Here is an 18,573-nt window from a genome sequence, read left to right on the forward strand (position 1 = left end):
AGGAAGACTTCTTCCGGGAGTGATTATTCTCTGAAAGGTTTATTCACTGGATGGTTTATTCTCTGAAAGGCTTGTAGTGCCCCTGGTCTGCGAAGGCAAGCATCTCCTTATCGCCACGGCTGTCGCCGAAGGCTTCTATCTCATAGAGAGAACGGTCGAGAAATGTCTTGTCACCGGTATCTGCTGTTTGTGATGCAGAAAGGGCTTCCGTGATTCGGCATACTTTTTCTGCTCCATAACAGTTGTTGCTCTTGAAGCGGCCCGTCAGTTTGCCTTCCACAACTTCTATCTGTGTACCAAGCACCTGAACGCCTTTCAGATTCCGAATCTCAAAGAAGGGGCGCACCCAGTTGTCGATGCTGGCACTTACGATGAAGACCTTTGCCCCAGCCGCCAATGCTTCATGTACCAGGGTGATGCCCTTAGGACGAAGCAGATGCTGGCTTTCTTCAGCGAAGCCACAGCAGAGCGCATTAAACTTCTCGATGCGCATGCCGGCAAAGAGGTGAGCAAAGATGAGTTGCTTCGCCTTCCAGTTGGGAAAGAGATGCAGTTTCATCAGCACCAGGAGCGGACTGTACATCAGAAAAACCATCAGGAAACGGCTGGTTCCCTTGGCATACTTGATGAATTCCAGCAAGGTATCGCTTGTTGTCAGTGTTCCGTCGAAATCGAAACAGAATATTTTCTTCTTCATTTCTTGTTCTTCTTTTGGATTAATCTTATACGATATAGATAAGGATGAGGAAGGAGAGCAGCCAGGCAAGGACGATAAACTGGGTAATCCTGTCGCGCAGGATAATCTTCGTAGGGTCGCCGCTCTTCTGGTCTACCACTGCTATCTGGATGTATCTCAGCAAACCCACCAATACGAATACACTGGTAAGATAGAGATAATCAGTATGGAAATTCTCGATAACCTCAGGACTCACCGTATACATGATGTAGCATACCAGGGTAACCGAGGCGGTAATGGTAATTGCCTGGTTGATGAAGGTGAGGTTATAGCGGCTGGTGTTCTTGCGGGGAGCCTCGCCCGTCTTTTCCATGCGCAATACATCGTCGCGGCGCTTGGCAAAACTCATGAAGAGGGTGATGAGGAAGGTCATCAGCACAATCCACTTACTCAGCATGATATGGGTAGCCACACCACCTGCCAGCAGGCGGAGTACGAAACCGAAGGCTACGATACAGACATCGATGATGGCATACTGCTTGAGCTTGGCGCAGTAGCAGAGGTTTAAGAGCCAATAGAAGGCGATGATGCCCATGATTTCCCATGATTCCAGCAGACAGCATGTACCCATGGAGAGTGCCAGCATGAGAAACATCAGACCGTATGCCTGCCTGATGCTTACCGCTCCTGATGCAATCGGGCGGTGGCACTTCACGGGGTGACGGCGGTCGGCCTCTACATCAAAGATGTCGTTGAAGCAGTAGATGCTCGATGCAGCAAAGCTGTAGGCGAAGAAGGTAATCAGTCCAGCCAGCAAAGCATCGATATGGAACAGGGCACCGCCAAAGAACAGCGGTACGAAGATGAATCCGTTCTTGATCCATTGTTTTGGGCGAATCAGTCGCATTAAGGCAGCCATTCCTTTGCTGTCTTTCATTTTATTCTCGTTCATAAAAACTCCTTTTTACTTGATAATCTTAGCTAATTCATTAGAAATCCATCCTGCTATCTTGCTCAATATCCATGCTGCAGGCAGGGTGATTGCTATGCAGGCAAGGAAGGTTGGCCAATAGCCCAGATGATAAGGTTCTATATATTTGAGTACGAAGTGGATGTGGATGAGGTAACATTCCAGGCTCAGTGCTCCTACCAGCATGAAACCGCGGTTGAACCAGTGGGGCGTACGGCGGAAGATGCGGTTGAGCAGCAGGATACTCGTGATGGTGAGCGGGATATAGAGCATTCGCTCCAGGAAGAGCGGGAACATGCCATGTTTCTCCTGCTCCAGAAAGATACTCGCCAGCAGCGTCATCAGGAACATCAGCCATATCATCCATATCGAGGCTCCGTCGAGTGTCTGCTTCTGTCTTACCATCTCACCCATATTGATGCCGATGAAGAAGATAGGCACGCGGCTCCAGAATATCTCCAGATGTCCCACAGCCTGATGTATCGGGGTGACATATTGTACCAGGATGCACCACATGATCATCACCACCGGCAACCACCGGTAAATAGGGTGGCGCTTGATGAGTTCCATATAGGCAGGGGCAAAGAGATAGAGCATCATCGTGGCTGGGATGTACCAGAAGTTGAGCTCATCATGCAGCCAGAACCCCCAGTTGATGGTTATCTCGCCCAAGAGATTGATCCAGTTCCATGCACTGCCTCCCTGGAAGCCTGGGATATAGAAGAGGCAGGCGATGATGAGCCAGGTTGGGTAGATGCGCAGATAGCGGCGGATGAAGAAATGCTTGGCAGAAGGATTCTTCGTCCACGAGAACCACAGTCCTATTCCGCTGAGGAATAAGAACATATCTACTCCCACATTACCCATTCTGCGAAGCCCGAAAAAGGCATCCTCTCTAGGTAGTGCTACATGGAACAGGATGATGAACAGCATGGCTGCTCCCATCAGTTCGCCACGAAATCGGCTGATATTTGCCAGTTCTATATCTTTTATCTTCATAAGCTAAGTGAAGAGTGAAGAACGAAGAGTGAAGAATTCTCTTGTCTTCTTGTTTGTTTTTTGTTATGGAGGTGAAAAACGAAGGGTGAGTTTCAATAGCTATTGAATTCTTCACTCTTCACTCTTCGTTCTTCACTCTCAATACTTTGGATTTGGAATCTTCTTCATCAGTTGGGTAAACAGCCATGCCAGACAAACGCTGGCTATGATGTAGAGCAGCAGACCGGCATAGATGTCGCCACGGCGACTGATAGGGATGAAGATTTTGCGGGCTACCGGATGAATGACGAAGAGGGCACCTGAGATGCTGCCCATCCATGCCAATACCTTGTAAGTGCCCTTCAGCCAGTTGATGTCCTGCAGGAGTTCAGCAAGCAGTACGCTCAGCAGACAGATGAAGAAGGGAACGAAGGTCCAGCCCAGCATGCTTCCGCTCAGACTGTAGATGAGCGAGATGCTGAAGATGATGCCAAAGAAATTGGTGACTGGTGAATGGAAGGTCATCAATATCTTCTCGCCATAACGTGCATAGAGGATGCCGAGTCCGAATGGCAGCATGCCTCCCATGAAGTTGTAGCGGTAGCGGTTCATCGCTTCACTCTCCGGATTGTCGAATCCCAAGGCTAGCTGAATGCCGATGCAGATTGCCATCAGCGCCACCGTCCATCCCCAGTGACGGCGATAGATGAAGAGGCGGTATAAGATGTAGAGCTGCAGCATCAGTCCGAAGAACCAGTATGGTCCCGGCCAGATGATGTTGTCTGGGTTTGGCAATACATTGTTGAACATGCCCAGCATTGCCACAATGTCGAGCGCTGCATAGTGATGAGAGCCCGGCGTGATGAGGTCGAGCATGGTGAATGCTGCAAAACCGGTTATCATCATCTTGAAGAGTTTCAGATAATGATAGCGCACGAAGCGCAGCGGCTCGCGCCAGTTGATGCGCCAAGCCGATTTCTCACCAGAGATATGATATATCTGTGCTTCCTGTTCTGCTGAGAGGTGGGGTTTTGCCTCATATTTCATCACCAGTCCGTAGGCACTCAGGAAGAGGAATACCGGCACTCCGTAATGACCGAAGAACGAGAGCAGGTGGATAGGCAGGTTAAAGTCGGGATTGACGATAACCTGAGCCAGCCAGTCTACGTTGTGCTGGATATACTGATATTCGTTCTCCTTGACGATAGGACCTAGCCAATGACAGTAATTGTGCAGGAAGATGCCGATGATGGCAAGTCCTCTCAGTGCATTGCAGGCTTCTCTTGTTAATATCGACTGTTTCATTTCTTATCTCCTTTCTTGCTTTTTTCCTTTTTACTTTTTTCCTTTTCTACCTTTTCCAGATGCTCGTCGCGCAGCTGGTCGTAGTCGGCTGAATTCTTGAGGATACGTGGTCGCATCTCGTTGTATTTCGGACTCAGGATATTATATTCCTCCTTGTAGGTAGGCGTCTCGATGCCAGCCAGATATAATAATAGGTGAGGCAGGGCATCGGTCATGAATCGCTTGTCCTTTGCCTTGCGTATCTGACGGTAGATGTCGCGGTGGTTCCTGATATACTTCGGTGAACAGTATATCCAGAAAGGAATTTCGAATTCGTAGTGGGCCAGCGGCCAGTCGATGTTGGCTGAATGGTTACGGCAGATAAAGCCGCGGTCCTCCTCATAGCATTCCTCGCCATGGTCTGGTACATAGATGACAACGGCATCCTCCTTCTGGAATCGTTTCACGATCTGCGCCACGATAGAGTCGTTGTAGAGGGTAGCATTGTCGTAATGGCTCAGCATCTTGCGCTGTGCCGTGGTCAGCTCTGGTCGCTTTTCCTCGTAGCTGCTTGCCCAGAACTTGGCTTGTTCCTTGCGGTAGCGCAGCTTGTAGTTCACGTGCTGTCCCATCAGGTGGAAGATGGTGAGGTTGTGCTCCTTTTGGAATGTCTTCAGACTGTCGTCATAGTCTTTCAGCAATCCGTCGTCAAGATCGTGCAACTGGGTATTGCGATGGTCAAACTGCAGCTTGCTCAGTTCCGGATTGTTCAGGAAGAAGCCACCGCTGAAGTCATAGACGGCTTCTTTAGCCTGCGGCAGGAATTCGTTTGTGATGAAGGTAACGTTGTAGCCAGCCTTTCTGAACACTTCCGGGAAGAGCGGATAGTCGCACCATTCTCCTTTCTCGCCTATCACATGGGTGGAGAGCATGTTCTTGAATACGAAGCTGGTCAGGTTCCAGCAGGTTACTACATCGGTGAATTTGGTGAGTTTCCGGCTCTTTTCCAGGGCTGTCTGTCTAGGAGTCGTCTCCATGAAATAGCCGTATTGCTGCGAGTGATGTCTGCCGTAGCTTTCGCCGATGATGAGCACGATATTAGGTGAGCGATAGCTGCAGCTGTCCACCTTTACGGTATGTGCGGCACGGATAAGCTGGGTTATCTGATGCGCTGCCAGCTGGTTGGCATAGATACTGAAGTCGAGTCGGTAGATAGGCAGATAGAGCACGGCATGGTCTTTCTCTGTCAGGGTGTGCTCCACCTCTCCGATGGTTTTGCCCGACATCAGCTTGTGGAAAGCCGTCTTGTTGTGCCATGAAGTGCACAAGCCAGTGATGAAAACAGCGATACAGAGGATTCCGAAACTTGCCGGCATGGCTGCGGTCATACGAGGAATGACCATCAACCGTTTCTTGAGCGAAGCCAATTCGAGTATGGTGATGAGGAAGACATAGAGCTTGATGAGTGGCTTGCGGAAGATGGCGATGAGTATCTGAATCAGAGCCAGGAGCAGGATCCAGCCTACGCTGCTGAAGAGAACTTCGGCAGAGATGAGTGCTGAGAGGAAGTTGCTCGCCTCTGCACTGTTGGTTTCACCCACCAGCATCAGCATGGAAGGATTGAGTGTGGAACCGAAATTCACGAAGCAATAGGTGTCTGCGGCTGCGGTGCTATATAATATAATGTATAGCACGATACGTAGACAGAAGCGTACCTTCTTGGGGAAGATAGCAAGAATGGCACACAGGAGGTAGAGGTCGACAAAGAGTTCCAGAAACAGATTGTCGTACAATGAGCCATATTTCGGTATGGTCACCAGTGAACTGATCGTGCCCAGTAAGTACATGAACACGAAGAAGTTGGCATTTCTGCGAATAGGAGCAGATGCCACACTAAGACACTTCTTGATGATTTCTTTCCAACTCATATCTTTCTATTGTTGTTTAAAATGTTGTAAACAGTTTTTTGAAGCAAACGTTATATGCTTTTAAAAGGCAGAAGTTTCCAAACACCCGGATGTTATTTTTTTATCGGGCGTTATAGTTTCTTTTTACCAGTTCTTCGATGCTCTCCGGTACCATTCCCTTGATACTCTTTCCTTCTTTGATGCGCTGCCGTATCTCGGTACTGCTGATGTTGAGCAATGGAGTTGCTACTATTGTTACGCCTTCAGGCACTTCGCCCACGCTGCTTCCCTGACGGGGATAGACAACGATGGGGTAGTGGGCAAGGATATCTTCGTGATGATACCACTTGTCGAAGGCAGCCCAGTTGTCCTCACCTATCAGCAGCGTAAACTCGATGTCTGTGAATTCCTGGCTGATGGCTTGAAGCGTGTGCCAGGTATAGGATGGCTTGGGCAGGCGAAACTCGTAGTCGCATGTCTTGAGCAGAGGCTCCTTCTCCAGTGCCTTCTCTACCATTTCCAGTCGCAGATGGTCATCGAGCAAGTCGGTTGCCGTCTTTTTAAAGGGGTTCATAGGCGATACCATAAACCACACCTCATCCAGCCCCGCCTTCTCGCATAGGCTTTTCGCCAATGCGATATGGCCGGTATGGATGGGGTTGAAGCTACCGCCAAAGATTCCTACTTTCTTACTTTGAACTTTGAACATAGAACTTTGAACTTTATGATTAGCAAAGCGAGCTGTATTTGCCTTTTGGACAGGCGATGGAATCGCCTGGAACGGGGGCTTTGCTTTCTGATAGCGGGCTTTACTTTAGCTATTCTTTGCTTATGCTTTAGCTATTCTTTGCTTATGCTTTAGCTATTCTGCGTCTAAAAAGGCTTTTACGAGCTGATAAACTTCTTGCTGAGCCTTCTCCAGGTCATCGTTGACAACGACGTGGTCGAACTGAGGAGCGAAGGTCAGCTCATAGCTGGATTTGGCAAGGCGCTGTTCGATAACCTCTGGGGCATCAGTATTACGACCCACCAGGCGGCGGCGCAATTCCTCAACCGAAGGTGGCTGTACGAAGATGCTCAGGGCACGGTCGCCATAGAAATTCTTGATGTTCACACCGCCTTTAACGTCAACGTCGAAGATTACCGACTCGCCCTTGGCAAGCTGGTTTTCCACCTGCGACTTCAAGGTGCCATAGAATCTGTCCTGGTAAACCTCCTCGTATTCCAGGAATTCATCAGCTTCTATCTTAGCCTTAAACTCCTCAGGAGAGAGGAAGAAATATTCAACACCATTCTGCTCTGTGCCACGAGGAGCACGAGAGGTACAACTGATGGAGAAAGCCAACTTCAACTCTGGGTGTTCTTTCATCAACCAGTTGACGATGGTGCTCTTACCACTGCCCGATGGGGCACTGAAAATTAATAATCCGTTCTTCATTGTTCCTTTTTCTTTTTATATGCCATTCTTTTGCCAGGCGATGGAATCGCCTGGAACGGGGGCTCTTTTTTGGGAGCTCTTTTTGGGGAGAGCTTTTCTTTTTTGGGAGCTCTTTTTGGGGGCTCTTTTGGGGGAGAGCTTTTCTCTTTAGAGAGCATTCAGCACCTGTTCCTTGATCTGCTCCAGCTCGTCCTTCATCTTCACTACGATGTTCTGCATTTCTGCCTGGTTGCTCTTGGAGCCGGTGGTGTTGATTTCACGTCCCATTTCCTGTGCGATGAAACCGAGTTTCTTTCCTACGCCATGACCTTCCTCGTTCATGGTCTCACGGAAATACTTCAGGTGGTTGGCAAGACGCTGCTTCTCCTCGCTGATGTCGAGCTTCTCGATATAGTAGATAAGCTCCTGCTCCAGTCGGTTCTTGTCATAATCCACATTCGGAATCTGCTGCAAGCCGGTAACGATGTTCTGTCTGATCTTCTCCACGCGAGCCTTCTCGTATGGTTCGATGCTAGCCAGGAGAGCCTGGATGTTATCCACTTTCTCGGTAAATTTCTTCTGAAGAGCGGCTCCTTCCTGCTTGCGGAAGTCCTGAAGATGGGTCACAGCCTCGCAAATTGCATTTTTGGCAACCTCCCATTCCTCTTCTGTCAATTCTTCGACTTCTGTCTTCGTTGTTACATCAGGAAGACGCAACAGACAGTTGTACCAGTCAGTTGGCTCAGGAATACCGGTTTCTTCCGATATTTTCTTGATCTGCTGGTAATAATTCTGTACAAGCGCACCGTTGATAGGTGTAGCATCGGTGGCAGCATCCTTCTCTATCCAGATAGAGAAGTCTATCTTTCCTCTTTCCAATGACTTAGCGATGTACTGACGAATTTCCATCTCCTTCTCTCTGTAGAGCGGAGCTATACGTGTAGAGAGGTCAAGCGTCTTGCTGTTTAATGACTTTATCTCTACATTAATCTTCTTTGTTTTGTAGGCCGCGGTAGCTTTTCCGAAGCCTGTCATTGACTGTATCATATAATCTTTCGCGTTAAATTTCTGCAAAAGTACAAAAAAAAGCGAGAAAATGCGTATATTTGCAACTTATTTAAGAATATATTTTTAAATTATGTCGTGTATTTTGAATATTGAGACGAGTACGGACGTGTGCTCAGTGGCAATTAGTGATAGTGGACAGGTGATTTTCAACAAGGAAGATCACTCAGGTCCTAACCATGCAGTTAAGTTGGGTGTGTATGTTGATGAGGCTTTGGATTTCCTCGATTCTCATGGTCTTCCATTAGAGGCTGTGGCTGTAAGTTGTGGTCCAGGTTCCTATACCGGATTGCGTATCGGCGTGAGTATGGCGAAGGGCATCTGCTATGGCCGTGGCGTGAAGTTGATAGCAGTTCCAACCCTTGAACTGATGGCTGTGCCTGTATTGCTAGGCGAACATCCTGAAGATGAAGACGCCCTCATCGTACCTATGCTCGACGCCCGTCGCATGGAGGTATATGCCGAAGTGCTCGACCGCGCCTTGAAGGTGGTTCGCCCTATCCAGGCTGATATTGTGGATGCTGATACTTACAAGGAATACCTTGATCAGCATCATGTGTATTTCTTCGGCAATGGTGCTGCCAAGTGTATGGAGACCATCAATCATCCTAACGCTCACCTCGTAGAGGGCATTGAACCATTGGCAAAGAACATGGCTCCGCTTGCTGAGAAGCGATTTGTAGAAGGCAAGTTTGAGGATGTTGCCTATTTCGTGCCTTTCTATCTCAAGGACTTCGTAGCCAAGATGCCGAAGAAATTAATTTAAGCGGCTCTCATCCATGAGCGCATTGACTATATTAAAATAATTAGATGAAGAAGAATATGAATATACAAGGATTAGATTACAATACACAGCGGGAGAAACTCGTGCTGCCAGAATATGGCCGCGAAATCCAGAAGATGGTGGATCACTGTCTGACGCTCACCGACCGCAATGAGCGCCAGCGTTGCGCTGAGTCCATCATCAGTATCATGAAACGTATGTTCCCAGAGGGAATGACGCAGGCAGAGAAAGACCGTAAGTTCTGGGATCATCTTGCCATCATGAGCGGATTCCAGCTGGATATCGACTATCCTTACGATATAGCTCATGCTGCTCTGATTGCCAAGAAGCCAGAGCCAATGGACTATCCGATGAAGCGCATTCCTGTGCGCCATTACGGAGCCATGATGTTCGGTGTGTTTGAACAACTCGAGCATATGGAGCCGGGAGCAGAGCGTGATGCGCTTGTAGAATTGACAGCCAATCAGATGCGTCGCGACCTGATGCAGTGGAGTCATGGCTCGGCTGATGAGGAGAAGGTGGCTTCTGACCTTGCCCGCTATACTCATGGTAAGATACAGCTGGATCTGGGCACCTTTAAGTTTGCTCCTATCCGTGATGTGCCTTACAATAATAATAACGGTAAAAAGAGAAAATAAGTAACACATTATTAAATAGAATTCTATGGAGTCTTTCATTATAGAGGGCGGACATCCGCTCCAGGGTACCATCTATCCCCAGGGCGCCAAGAACGAGGCGCTGGAGGTAATCTGTACCACCATCCTTACCGATGAGCCTGTGCGCATTAATAATGTGCCGGACATATTGGATGTGAACAACCTCATCAAGTTGCTCAAGGAAATAGGTGTGAAGGTTACTCAGCATAACCGTCACGACTATACCTTCCAGAGTGACGAACTGAATCTGGACTATCTCGAAAGTCTGGAGTTTGTGAAGAAATGTTCTTCCCTTCGTGGCAGTGTGCTCATGTTTGGTCCGCTGCTCGGAAGATGCGGCAAGGCTACCATTGCCAAGCCGGGTGGCGATAAGATTGGTCGTCGCCGTCTCGATACCCATTTTCTGGGTTTCAAGTATCTGGGTGCAACCTTCGTCCATGACGAGGAGCGCAATGTGTATCAGATTCAGGCAAAGAAGCTCAAGGGCTGCTATATGTTGCTTGATGAGGCTTCCGTGACGGGTACAGCCAATATCATCATGGCTTCCGTCCTGGCTGAGGGAACCACCACCATTTACAATGCGGCTTGCGAACCTTATATCCAACAGCTCTGCCATCTGCTCAATGCGATGGGAGCACAGATCAGTGGCATTGCCAGCAATCTGATTACCATCGTGGGCGTCAAGAAGCTGCATGGTGCCAGCCATCGCATCCTGCCCGATATGATCGAGGTGGGTTCGTTTATCGGAATGGCTGTCATGTGTGGTGCCGGTATCCGCATCAAGGACGTTTCGGTCAAGGATCTCGGTATCATTCCTGATTCTTTCCGCCGTCTCGGTGTGAAGATCAAGGTAGAGGGCGATGACCTTGTCATTCCGGAGCAGAAGCATTATGTGATAGATTCGTTTATCGACGGTACCATCATGACGCTTGCCGATGCTCCATGGCCTGGACTTACGCCAGACCTTCTTTCGGTGCTCCTCGTGGTGGCTACTCAGGCTCGTGGCAGTGTGCTTTTCCATCAGAAGATGTTCGAGAGTCGTCTCTTCTTCGTAGATAAGCTGATAGATATGGGTGCACAGATTATCCTCTGCGATCCTCATCGTGCCGTGGTGGTAGGTCATGACCATAAAATCAAGTTGCGTGCTGGCAGGATGACGAGTCCGGATATCCGTGCCGGTATCGCCCTGCTGATTGCTGCCATGAGTGCCAACGGTACCAGCCGTATCGAGAATATCGCTCAGATAGACCGTGGTTACGAGGATATCGAGCATCGCCTCAATGCGCTGGGTGCCAAGATTACCCGTGTCTGCGACTAGGTGTTCAAAATTCAAAGTTCCAAGTAATATGATTAGACGTGACGAAGTATATAAGATAGGTAAGTTGGGAAAGCCTCATGGGGTGAAGGGCGAGATAACCTTTGCCATTACCGATGATGTTTTCGACCGTGTGGATGCCGAGTATCTGGTGCTCGACATCGACGGCATCCTCGTACCTTTCTATTTAGAGGAGTATCGTTTCAAGAATGATGAGAATGTACTCGTGAAATTTGAGGATATCGATACCCAGGAGCAGGCTCGCAACTATACCGGTCGCGAGGTCTTCTTTCCACGCCACCTTTCAGATAGCGATGGTGAGAACATGACCTGGGCAGAAATCATCGGTTTTCAGCTGGTAGATGCCGTAAGCGGAAAGTTGGTAGGTACTCTGGATCGTGTTGATGATTCCACCCTCAACCTCCTTTTCGAAGTGACGACTCCTGAAGGTGATGACATTCTCATCCCTGCCAGCAACGACCTCATCGAAGAGGTGAATGCTGAAAAGAAGGAAATCAGAATGGCGATTCCGGAAGGATTGCTTGACTTATAAATGATATAATGATGAAGAAACAACAGATATGTATTCTCGGTTCTACCGGCAGTATCGGCACGCAGGCACTCGATGTCATCGAGCAGCATAGCGACCTTTACGAGGTATATTGCCTTACCGCCAACAACCGGGTGAAGGAACTTGCCGAGCAGGCACATAAGTTCCACCCTGCTGCCGTAGTGATAGCCAACGAGAACCACTACGAGGAACTGCTGGATATGCTGAGCGATGAGCCAGATATCAAGGTTTATGCAGGTGCCCAGGCGCTTTGCGACATAGTACAGTCAGAGCCTATCGATATGGTGCTGGCTTCCATGGTTGGTTTTTCTGGCTTGGAGCCGACTATCCATGCCATCAAGGCTCGTAAGAAAATTTGTCTTGCCAACAAGGAAACCCTCGTGGTGGCAGGTGAGTTGATTTGTAATCTTGCCCAGGAATATCATGTGCCTATCCTTCCGGTAGACAGTGAACACAGCGCCATCTTCCAGAGTCTGGTGGGCGAGGGCGACAACGAGGTAGAGAAGATTCTCCTGACCTGTTCGGGCGGTCCGTTCCGTAATTATACCCACGAGCAGTTGGAGAAGGTTACTGCAGCCGATGCCCTCAAGCATCCTACCTGGGATATGGGAGCCAAGATTACCATCGATTCGGCTTCGCTCATGAACAAGGGTTTCGAGGTGACAGAGGCGAAATGGCTTTTTGGCGTTCCTGCCGACAAGATAGAGGTTCTCATCCATCCTCAGAGTGTTGTTCATAGTGCTGTTCAGTTTGTCGATGGAGCCGTGAAGGCTCAGTTGGGCGTGCCTGATATGCGTCTGCCTATCCAGTATGCCTTCTCGTTCCCTCAGCGTCTGCATCTCGATGGGGAGCGTCTCGACCTCTTCAAGACGCAGGATTTGCAGTTCTTCAAGCCTGACTATAAGAAGTTCAAGTGCCTGCAGCTTGCCTTTGATGCTATCAGGAAGGGTGGCAATATGTCGTGCATCGTGAATGCAGCCAATGAGATTGTGAATGCCGGTTTCCGCAAAGGCGAATGTGGCTTCCTCCAGATGGCAGACATCATCGAGGAGACGATGGCTAAGGCCACCTTCGACAGCAATCCAGATCTCGATGTCTATCTGCAGACGGATGCTGAGGCTCGCCGCATAGCAACAGAGCTGATGCTCAAGTAATAATTAATAATGTAGAATTAATAATTAATAATTAAAATGAACGCAGGATATAGGACTCATCATAAAGTTCAAAGTTCCAAGTTCAAAGTTCAAAGTAAATAAATGGAAGTATTTTTGATCAAAGCGTTGCAGCTGATGCTGTCGCTTTCCATCTTGGTGTTGCTCCATGAGGGCGGACACTTCTTCTTCTCCAAGCTCTTCGGTGTAAGAGTAGAGAAGTTCTATCTGTTCTTCGACCCTTGGTTCCATCTCTTCGAGTTCAAGCCAAAGAATTCGGATACCACTTACGGTTTGGGATGGTTGCCTCTCGGAGGATATTGTAAGATTTCGGGTATGATAGACGAGAGTTTCGATACTGAACAGATGAAACAGCCTGAGCAGCCTTTCGAATTCCGCAGCAAGCCGGCATGGCAGCGCCTGCTGATTATGATTGGCGGTGTGCTGGTCAATTTCGTACTGGCTCTCTTCATCTATTCCATGATTCTTTTCCATTGGGGCGAAGACTATGTAGCTACCAAGGACATGACTCAGGGAATGAAGTTCAATACCGAGGCAAAGGCATTGGGTTTCCAGGACCATGATATTCTCGTGGGTACTGAATTCGGAGCTTTCAAGACCTTTGATGGCGACATGTATCGTGATCTTTCTACAGCCACTCGTGTAGATATCATCCGTGGCGGCAAGCCGATGAGTCTCAATCTGCCAGGCGACCTCGACATGCTCAGCATGATCAAGGAGAGTCCTCGCTTCGTAGAGGTTTATCTGCCATTGCAGATTGACAGTGTGATGAAGGATTCTCCTGCCAGCAAACTGGGTTTGGCAAAGGGTGATAAGATTCTCGCTCTGAATGGCAAGAAGGTGGATTCTTTCAATGAATTCCAGTTGGAGCTGGGACGCATCAATGATGTTCTCGCCTCTACCTCTTCTCATCAGGACAGCGTGAAGGCATTGACAGCTCAGGTAACCTATCTCAAGGCGTCTGGCGATACTTTGAAGAACAATGTCATGCTGCAGTCTACCGAGAACGGTGTGAAGTTTGGCTTCTATAATCATCCTGTTCTCCTGGATTACAAGGTTACCCATATCAGCTACGGCTTCTTCCAGAGTTTCCCTGCGGGTATCAAGTATGGTTGGAATGTATTGTCGGGCTATGTAGGCGATATGAAGTATGTCTTCACCAAGGAAGGTGCCAAGAGTCTGGGTGGTTTCGGAGCCTTGGGCAGCTTGTTCCCTTCTATGTGGGATTGGCACGCCTTCTGGATGATGACCGCTTTCCTGAGCATTATTCTGGCGTTCATGAACATTCTTCCTATTCCGGCATTGGATGGCGGACATGTGTTCTTCCTCCTTTACGAAATCATTACAGGCCGCAAGCCGGGCGATAAGTTCATGGAGCGTGCCGAGTATGTCGGTTTCGCTATTCTCCTCCTCCTGCTCGTTGTAGCCAACCTGAATGATGTGTTGAGATTCTTCCACCTGATGTAAATGCCTTATATAATTAAGGTGGATAAAATATAGAAAAGATAAAGGTCGCTGCCATGACGGTAGCGACCTTTTTGTTGGTATTTTATATGAATCGGTTTTTGTTAATTTTAAATTTTGTTTGCTATTTATCGTATTTCGTGTCTTGTAGTTTCCTAATTATGAGTAGCGGATAATCTGTCCCGGTGTCAGCTTCTTATCCTTCTTGTAACCGTTGAGTCGGCAAATCTGCTCTACGCTTACACCACGTTTCTCAGCGATGCTCATGAGCGTTTCACCATACTTAACCTTGTGATAGAGCTTTTCTCCTGATGGACTGGCGGTATATCTTCCAACCTCTCCACCGTTCACCTGCTCCTTGGTATATCCACCGTTTCCAATCTTGCCGCGTGCAGCGTTAGCCTCTGCATATTCGCTCTCGTAGGTATCGCGATTGAAATTGTAGAAGTCGCCAGTGACGTCCTGGTTGCGGAAATCGAAGAAGAGTGCCGGGTTCAAAGCCACGCCACAGAGACGGGTTTCGAAATGGAGGTGAGAACCTGTGCTTCGACCGGTGTTACCACCCAAGCCGATTACATCTCCTGCTCTTACTTCTTCGCCCTCAGTAACGAGCTGCTTTGAGAGGTGGCCGTAGATGGTCTCCAAGCCGTTGTTGTGACGAATAACGATGTACTGACCGTAACCACCACCTTCATATCTTACGATGCGAACTCTGCCTGAAAAGGCTGAGCGGATTGAGTCGCCAATATAAACCTTGATGTCCATACCTTTATGTTGGCGGCCAAAGCTAGCACGGTAACCGAAGTTACTTGTGACAACGCGACTAGGAGTTGGCATGCAGAAATGACGAAGGTCGATACGGAAGTGCTCTGGCAATTTTGTTGCCTTATGGGCATACTTGTTAGAGAAGTCCTCGTACAGTTCAGCTGCAGGATTTTCTCTATCTTCCACTAGTCGATAGTGCGAGACAGCAAGCGTGTCAAGCGCTTTCATTCTGTGGTCTACTGGAGCTTGTCTTGCTAACAGATCCTGTCCGCAAACGGGAACAGCTGTTAACGCCAACAAGGCAACGACCGAAATTTTTTTCATTCTTTTTTTAAAACTCATACTACTTTTTCTATTTTCTTTTTAGGTCCATGTCAATAAGCGCAGAATCCATAATCCAAATTCTGCAAAAACCACTAGGGCAAGTACCCTAATCTGCGATTTTGTTATATAGACGTTGCAAATATAACAAAAAAATCTCGAAAAACAATGGTTGTTAACGCCAACTCCCCGATATTTAACGTGATAATCTAGTTTTTAACGTTTGTTATGAAGGTTCGGTGCAATTAATTGTCAATCTGCTCGTTTTCATGCTTTTGCAGGATTCTGAGCAATGCCACGGCAGGGGAATGTCCCATGAAAATATACTTTTTTACCTCCGGACTGGTAAATCTGAGGCATTCCTGATAGGCTCGGAACAGGTCATCCAGGTTGATGGTGAATTCCTTGCCCGATGATTCCCGGATGCCGATAATCATTTTGGCGGTTACATGTAATTTAATGTATCTGATGCCCGTTACGCTTTCTATTTCTTTCAATTCCGATAAGATAGCGCGCATCTCGTCCATGGTGAGTTTCGGACGAGGTTCTCTGATGGCTGGTTTTCTTCTTCTATCCATAATTGCTTTTGTTTTTTAATGTTTTTTGCCTGGCGATAGAATCGCCAGGAACGGGGGGTGATTGCTGAAACCGCCTTTTTTATTGCCGCTTTAGCTGATGGCTGCCCAGTTGATATGGGTTTTCTTCAATTCCTTGAGGCGGTTCCAGAGCAGGGCGTTCTGAGGGGCATTGCATTGCGGGTCGTTGTCGATGATTTCCTGGGCTTCATTGCGTGCCAGCTGAACCAGCTGGCCGTCTCTGGCAATATTCGCTATCTTCAGGTCGAAAGCCATGCCGCTCTGCTGCGTACCTTCCAGGTCGCCGGGACCACGGAGCTTCAAATCGGCTTCGGCGATGCGGAAACCGTCGTTGGTATCACACATGATGTCGATGCGCTTGCGTGTCTCCTCAGAAAGCTTGAAGTTAGTGACGAGGATGCAGTAACTCTGGTCGCAGCCTCTTCCCACACGGCCTCGCAGCTGATGCAGCTGGGAGAGACCGAAGCGCTGGGCATCCAGTATCACCATCACCGAGGCATTCGGCACGTTCACGCCCACCTCTATGACGGTGGTGGCAACGAGAATCTGCGTCTCGCCCTTCACGAAAAGCTCCATCTCCTCTTCCTTCTCGGCTGATTTCATCTTGCCATGAATCTTGCTCAGCTTGAATTCCGGAAACGCCTGTTTCAGCGTCTCGTAGCCTTCTTCCAGGTTCTTCAGGTCGCTCTTCTCGCTCTCCTTGATGAGCGGGAAGACGATATATACCTGTCTGCCGAGATTAATCTGATGGCGGATGCTCTGGTAGAGGCTGGTGAGCTGGGTATCAAACTTATGCAGGGTCTGTATCGGTTTTCTGCCCGGTGGCAGTTCGTCGATGACGCTCACGTCCAGGTCGCCATAAATGGTCATGGCGAGGGTGCGCGGGATAGGGGTGGCAGTCATCACGAGGATATGCGGTGGATTCTCGCTCTTGCTCCACAGTTTCGCTCTCTGTGCCACACCAAAGCGGTGCTGCTCGTCGATGACGGCAATGCCCAGGCGCTGGAACACCACGGGGTCTTCCAGTACGGCATGGGTGCCGACCAGAATCTGGATATCGCCGGTGGCGAGGTCGGCAAGAATCTTTTCTCTTTTCTTTCCTTTCACGATGCCCGTCAGCAGTTCTACCCGGATGTCCATGCCCTTCAGGAAAGAGTGGATGGTCTGGAGATGCTGCTCGGCAAGGATTTCTGTAGGTGCCATCATGCATGCCTGATAACCGTTGTCCAGGGCGATGAGCATGGTCATGAGTGCCACGAGCGTCTTGCCCGAGCCTACATCGCCCTGCAGGAGGCGGTTCATCTGTCTGCCGCTGCACATGTCGGCCCTGATTTCGTGCATCACCCGTTTCTGCGCTCCCGTCAGTTCGAAGGGCAGATGGTCGGCATAGAAGCCGTTGAAGATGTCAGCGATGCGGTTGAAGACATAGCCCCGGTATTTGCGTCGCTGGTCGCTGGCATACCTTAATATATTAAGCTGCACATAGAAGAGTTCCTCGAATTTGAGGCGCACCTGAGCCTTCTGCATCTCCTGATGGGAATGCGGATAGTGAATCATGCGGATGGCTGCATCTCGCGAAACCAGATGCAGGCGCTCTACGATATGGCTTGGCAGTGTTTCGGGAAGAGGAGGAAGGATGGTGACCAGCTGTTTGCTCATCTTCTCGATGGAACGTGAGCTGTAGCCGCGCTTCCTGAGGCTTTCGGTAAGCGAATAGTAGGGCTGCATGCCCATCTCTGATATCTGAAGATGGGTGGCATCGTCCATGTCGGGATGAGTAAACTGGAATCTGCCGTTGAAGACGGTAGGCTTTCCGAAGACGAGGTATTCCGTGCCCACTTTATAGGTTTTCATGATGTATTGTGCACCACGGAACCAGGTGAGGTCTACCACGCCGAAGCCGTCGGAGAAATGAGCCACCAGCATCTTGTTCCTCTTGCCGGTATCTATTTCTTCGTAGCTCAGAATCCTTCCTTTTATCTGTACGTAAGGCATCTCAGAGGTGAGTTCGCTGATATGGTAGACCTTGGAGCGGTCTACATACTTATATGGATAGTATTCCAGCAGGTCACCGTAAGAGTTGATGCCGAGTTCCTTGCTCAGTATCTCTTTCTTCTTGGGACCTACGCCTGGCAGGTACATGATGTCTTGATCTAAAATACTACTCATATTGTTGCAAAATTACTATTTTATGCCAAGACTGCCAAAAGTTTTACTTATTTTTTTTATAATTGCGTTACAAAACAAGGATTTCTGCGTCTTTACCTTATAAACAACTGAGCTTTCGCATATCAGGAAGTTAAAGGAGTTAAGGAAGTTAAGGAGTTAAGACGTATGTCTTGCTGCTTAAAAACTATGCAAAAAAGACTGATGCTCCTTTAGTTTGGAAACTATTTCATTATCAGTTCTCATAATAACCTCCTTTCTGCTTTATATAATTTCGTTCAAGAAGTCCATGAAGGAGTCCTTGTCGGCAATATCATTGTTAGGCAAGAAACGGCCCTGCAGAGTTCTGTTAAATGGATTTAATATTTACGGGGAATATTGTTAATAAAAATAAGTCATAGTTTTTGTGATGAGAAAACTATATTTTGTAAATGGTTTCTCTATGTTTTGTGCATCCCAACTCTAC

17 protein-coding genes are annotated in these 18,573 nt (G+C 48.5%); 6 read left to right on the forward strand and 11 right to left on the reverse strand.

Annotated elements, in window-relative coordinates; translation table 11 throughout:
* Positions 1-55: 55 nt before the first annotated feature.
* The 8 genes from ACQRBJ_RS07205 to ACQRBJ_RS07240 form a co-directional block, all read right to left on the reverse strand.
* A complete protein-coding gene (locus tag ACQRBJ_RS07205; RefSeq protein WP_445303214.1) occupies positions 56-697 on the reverse strand; it encodes an HAD family hydrolase in 642 nt (213 codons plus the stop codon).
* 25 nt (positions 698-722) lie between these two features.
* The gene (locus ACQRBJ_RS07210; RefSeq protein WP_445303224.1) at positions 723-1,595 is read right to left on the reverse strand and encodes a decaprenyl-phosphate phosphoribosyltransferase; all 873 of its coding nucleotides are present in this window, start codon (positions 1,593-1,595) and stop codon (positions 723-725) included.
* Between the two features lie 45 nt (positions 1,596-1,640).
* A complete protein-coding gene (locus ACQRBJ_RS07215; RefSeq protein ID WP_217760507.1) occupies positions 1,641-2,645 on the reverse strand; it encodes an acyltransferase family protein in 1,005 nt (334 codons plus the stop codon).
* Positions 2,646-2,783: 138 nt separating this feature from the next.
* Positions 2,784-3,929: an acyltransferase family protein gene (locus ACQRBJ_RS07220; protein ID WP_445303215.1), complete on the reverse strand. Its 1,146-nt coding sequence runs from the start codon at positions 3,927-3,929 to the stop codon at positions 2,784-2,786.
* Entirely contained in the window at positions 3,926-5,836 is a 1,911-nt protein-coding gene (locus ACQRBJ_RS07225) for a sulfatase-like hydrolase/transferase (RefSeq protein WP_445303216.1), read from the reverse strand. The genes ACQRBJ_RS07220 and ACQRBJ_RS07225 overlap by 4 nt, the downstream gene beginning before the upstream one ends.
* Before the next feature lie 100 nt (positions 5,837-5,936).
* Positions 5,937-6,524, reverse strand: a complete 588-nt coding sequence (nadD, locus tag ACQRBJ_RS07230; protein WP_445303217.1) for a nicotinate (nicotinamide) nucleotide adenylyltransferase — start codon at positions 6,522-6,524, stop codon at positions 5,937-5,939.
* A gap of 153 nt (positions 6,525-6,677) precedes the next feature.
* Positions 6,678-7,253 carry a guanylate kinase gene (gene gmk / locus ACQRBJ_RS07235; RefSeq protein WP_445303218.1) on the reverse strand — a complete coding sequence of 192 codons (576 nt, stop codon included), beginning with the start codon at positions 7,251-7,253 and terminating at the stop codon, positions 6,678-6,680.
* 147 nt (positions 7,254-7,400) lie between these two features.
* Entirely contained in the window at positions 7,401-8,279 is an 879-nt protein-coding gene (locus ACQRBJ_RS07240) for a YicC/YloC family endoribonuclease (protein ID WP_217760504.1), read from the reverse strand.
* 91 nt (positions 8,280-8,370) lie between these two features.
* Here ACQRBJ_RS07240 and tsaB point away from each other — a divergent pair, with 91 nt between their 5' ends.
* The 6 genes from tsaB to rseP all read left to right on the forward strand — a co-directional run bounded on the left by tsaB (position 8,371) and on the right by rseP (position 14,262).
* Positions 8,371-9,063 carry a tRNA (adenosine(37)-N6)-threonylcarbamoyltransferase complex dimerization subunit type 1 TsaB gene (gene tsaB / locus ACQRBJ_RS07245; RefSeq protein ID WP_153125618.1) on the forward strand — a complete coding sequence of 231 codons (693 nt, stop codon included), beginning with the start codon at positions 8,371-8,373 and terminating at the stop codon, positions 9,061-9,063.
* A 56-nt stretch (positions 9,064-9,119) separates the two neighbouring features.
* The gene (locus ACQRBJ_RS07250; protein WP_294969230.1) at positions 9,120-9,719 is read left to right on the forward strand and encodes a DUF4290 domain-containing protein; all 600 of its coding nucleotides are present in this window, start codon (positions 9,120-9,122) and stop codon (positions 9,717-9,719) included.
* 25 nt (positions 9,720-9,744) lie between these two features.
* Complete coding sequence (murA, locus tag ACQRBJ_RS07255) at positions 9,745-11,055, forward strand: UDP-N-acetylglucosamine 1-carboxyvinyltransferase (RefSeq protein WP_295347029.1); 1,311 nt, start codon at positions 9,745-9,747, stop codon at positions 11,053-11,055.
* Positions 11,056-11,083: 28 nt separating this feature from the next.
* The gene (rimM, locus tag ACQRBJ_RS07260) at positions 11,084-11,605 is read left to right on the forward strand and encodes a ribosome maturation factor RimM (protein WP_294699896.1); all 522 of its coding nucleotides are present in this window, start codon (positions 11,084-11,086) and stop codon (positions 11,603-11,605) included.
* Positions 11,606-11,616: 11 nt separating this feature from the next.
* Positions 11,617-12,777 (forward strand): 1-deoxy-D-xylulose-5-phosphate reductoisomerase, encoded by a 1,161-nt coding sequence (locus ACQRBJ_RS07265; RefSeq protein WP_445303225.1) that lies wholly within the window; start codon positions 11,617-11,619, stop codon positions 12,775-12,777.
* Between the two features lie 102 nt (positions 12,778-12,879).
* Positions 12,880-14,262: an RIP metalloprotease RseP gene (gene rseP, locus ACQRBJ_RS07270; RefSeq protein WP_295347030.1), complete on the forward strand. Its 1,383-nt coding sequence runs from the start codon at positions 12,880-12,882 to the stop codon at positions 14,260-14,262.
* Positions 14,263-14,418: 156 nt separating this feature from the next.
* Here the strand turns inward: rseP and ACQRBJ_RS07275 are convergent, their stop codons facing one another.
* From ACQRBJ_RS07275 to recG, 3 genes are all read right to left on the reverse strand, one after another.
* The gene (locus ACQRBJ_RS07275) at positions 14,419-15,366 is read right to left on the reverse strand and encodes a M23 family metallopeptidase (protein WP_294969236.1); all 948 of its coding nucleotides are present in this window, start codon (positions 15,364-15,366) and stop codon (positions 14,419-14,421) included.
* Positions 15,367-15,590: 224 nt separating this feature from the next.
* Positions 15,591-15,923 (reverse strand): hypothetical protein, encoded by a 333-nt coding sequence (locus ACQRBJ_RS07280; RefSeq protein WP_441935655.1) that lies wholly within the window; start codon positions 15,921-15,923, stop codon positions 15,591-15,593.
* Positions 15,924-16,013: 90 nt separating this feature from the next.
* Positions 16,014-18,110 carry an ATP-dependent DNA helicase RecG gene (recG, locus tag ACQRBJ_RS07285; protein WP_445303219.1) on the reverse strand — a complete coding sequence of 699 codons (2,097 nt, stop codon included), beginning with the start codon at positions 18,108-18,110 and terminating at the stop codon, positions 16,014-16,016.
* Positions 18,111-18,573 lie beyond the last annotated feature (463 nt).

The organism is Prevotella sp. SGI.167 (assembly GCF_050313615.1).
Classification (GTDB): domain Bacteria; phylum Bacteroidota; class Bacteroidia; order Bacteroidales; family Bacteroidaceae; genus Prevotella.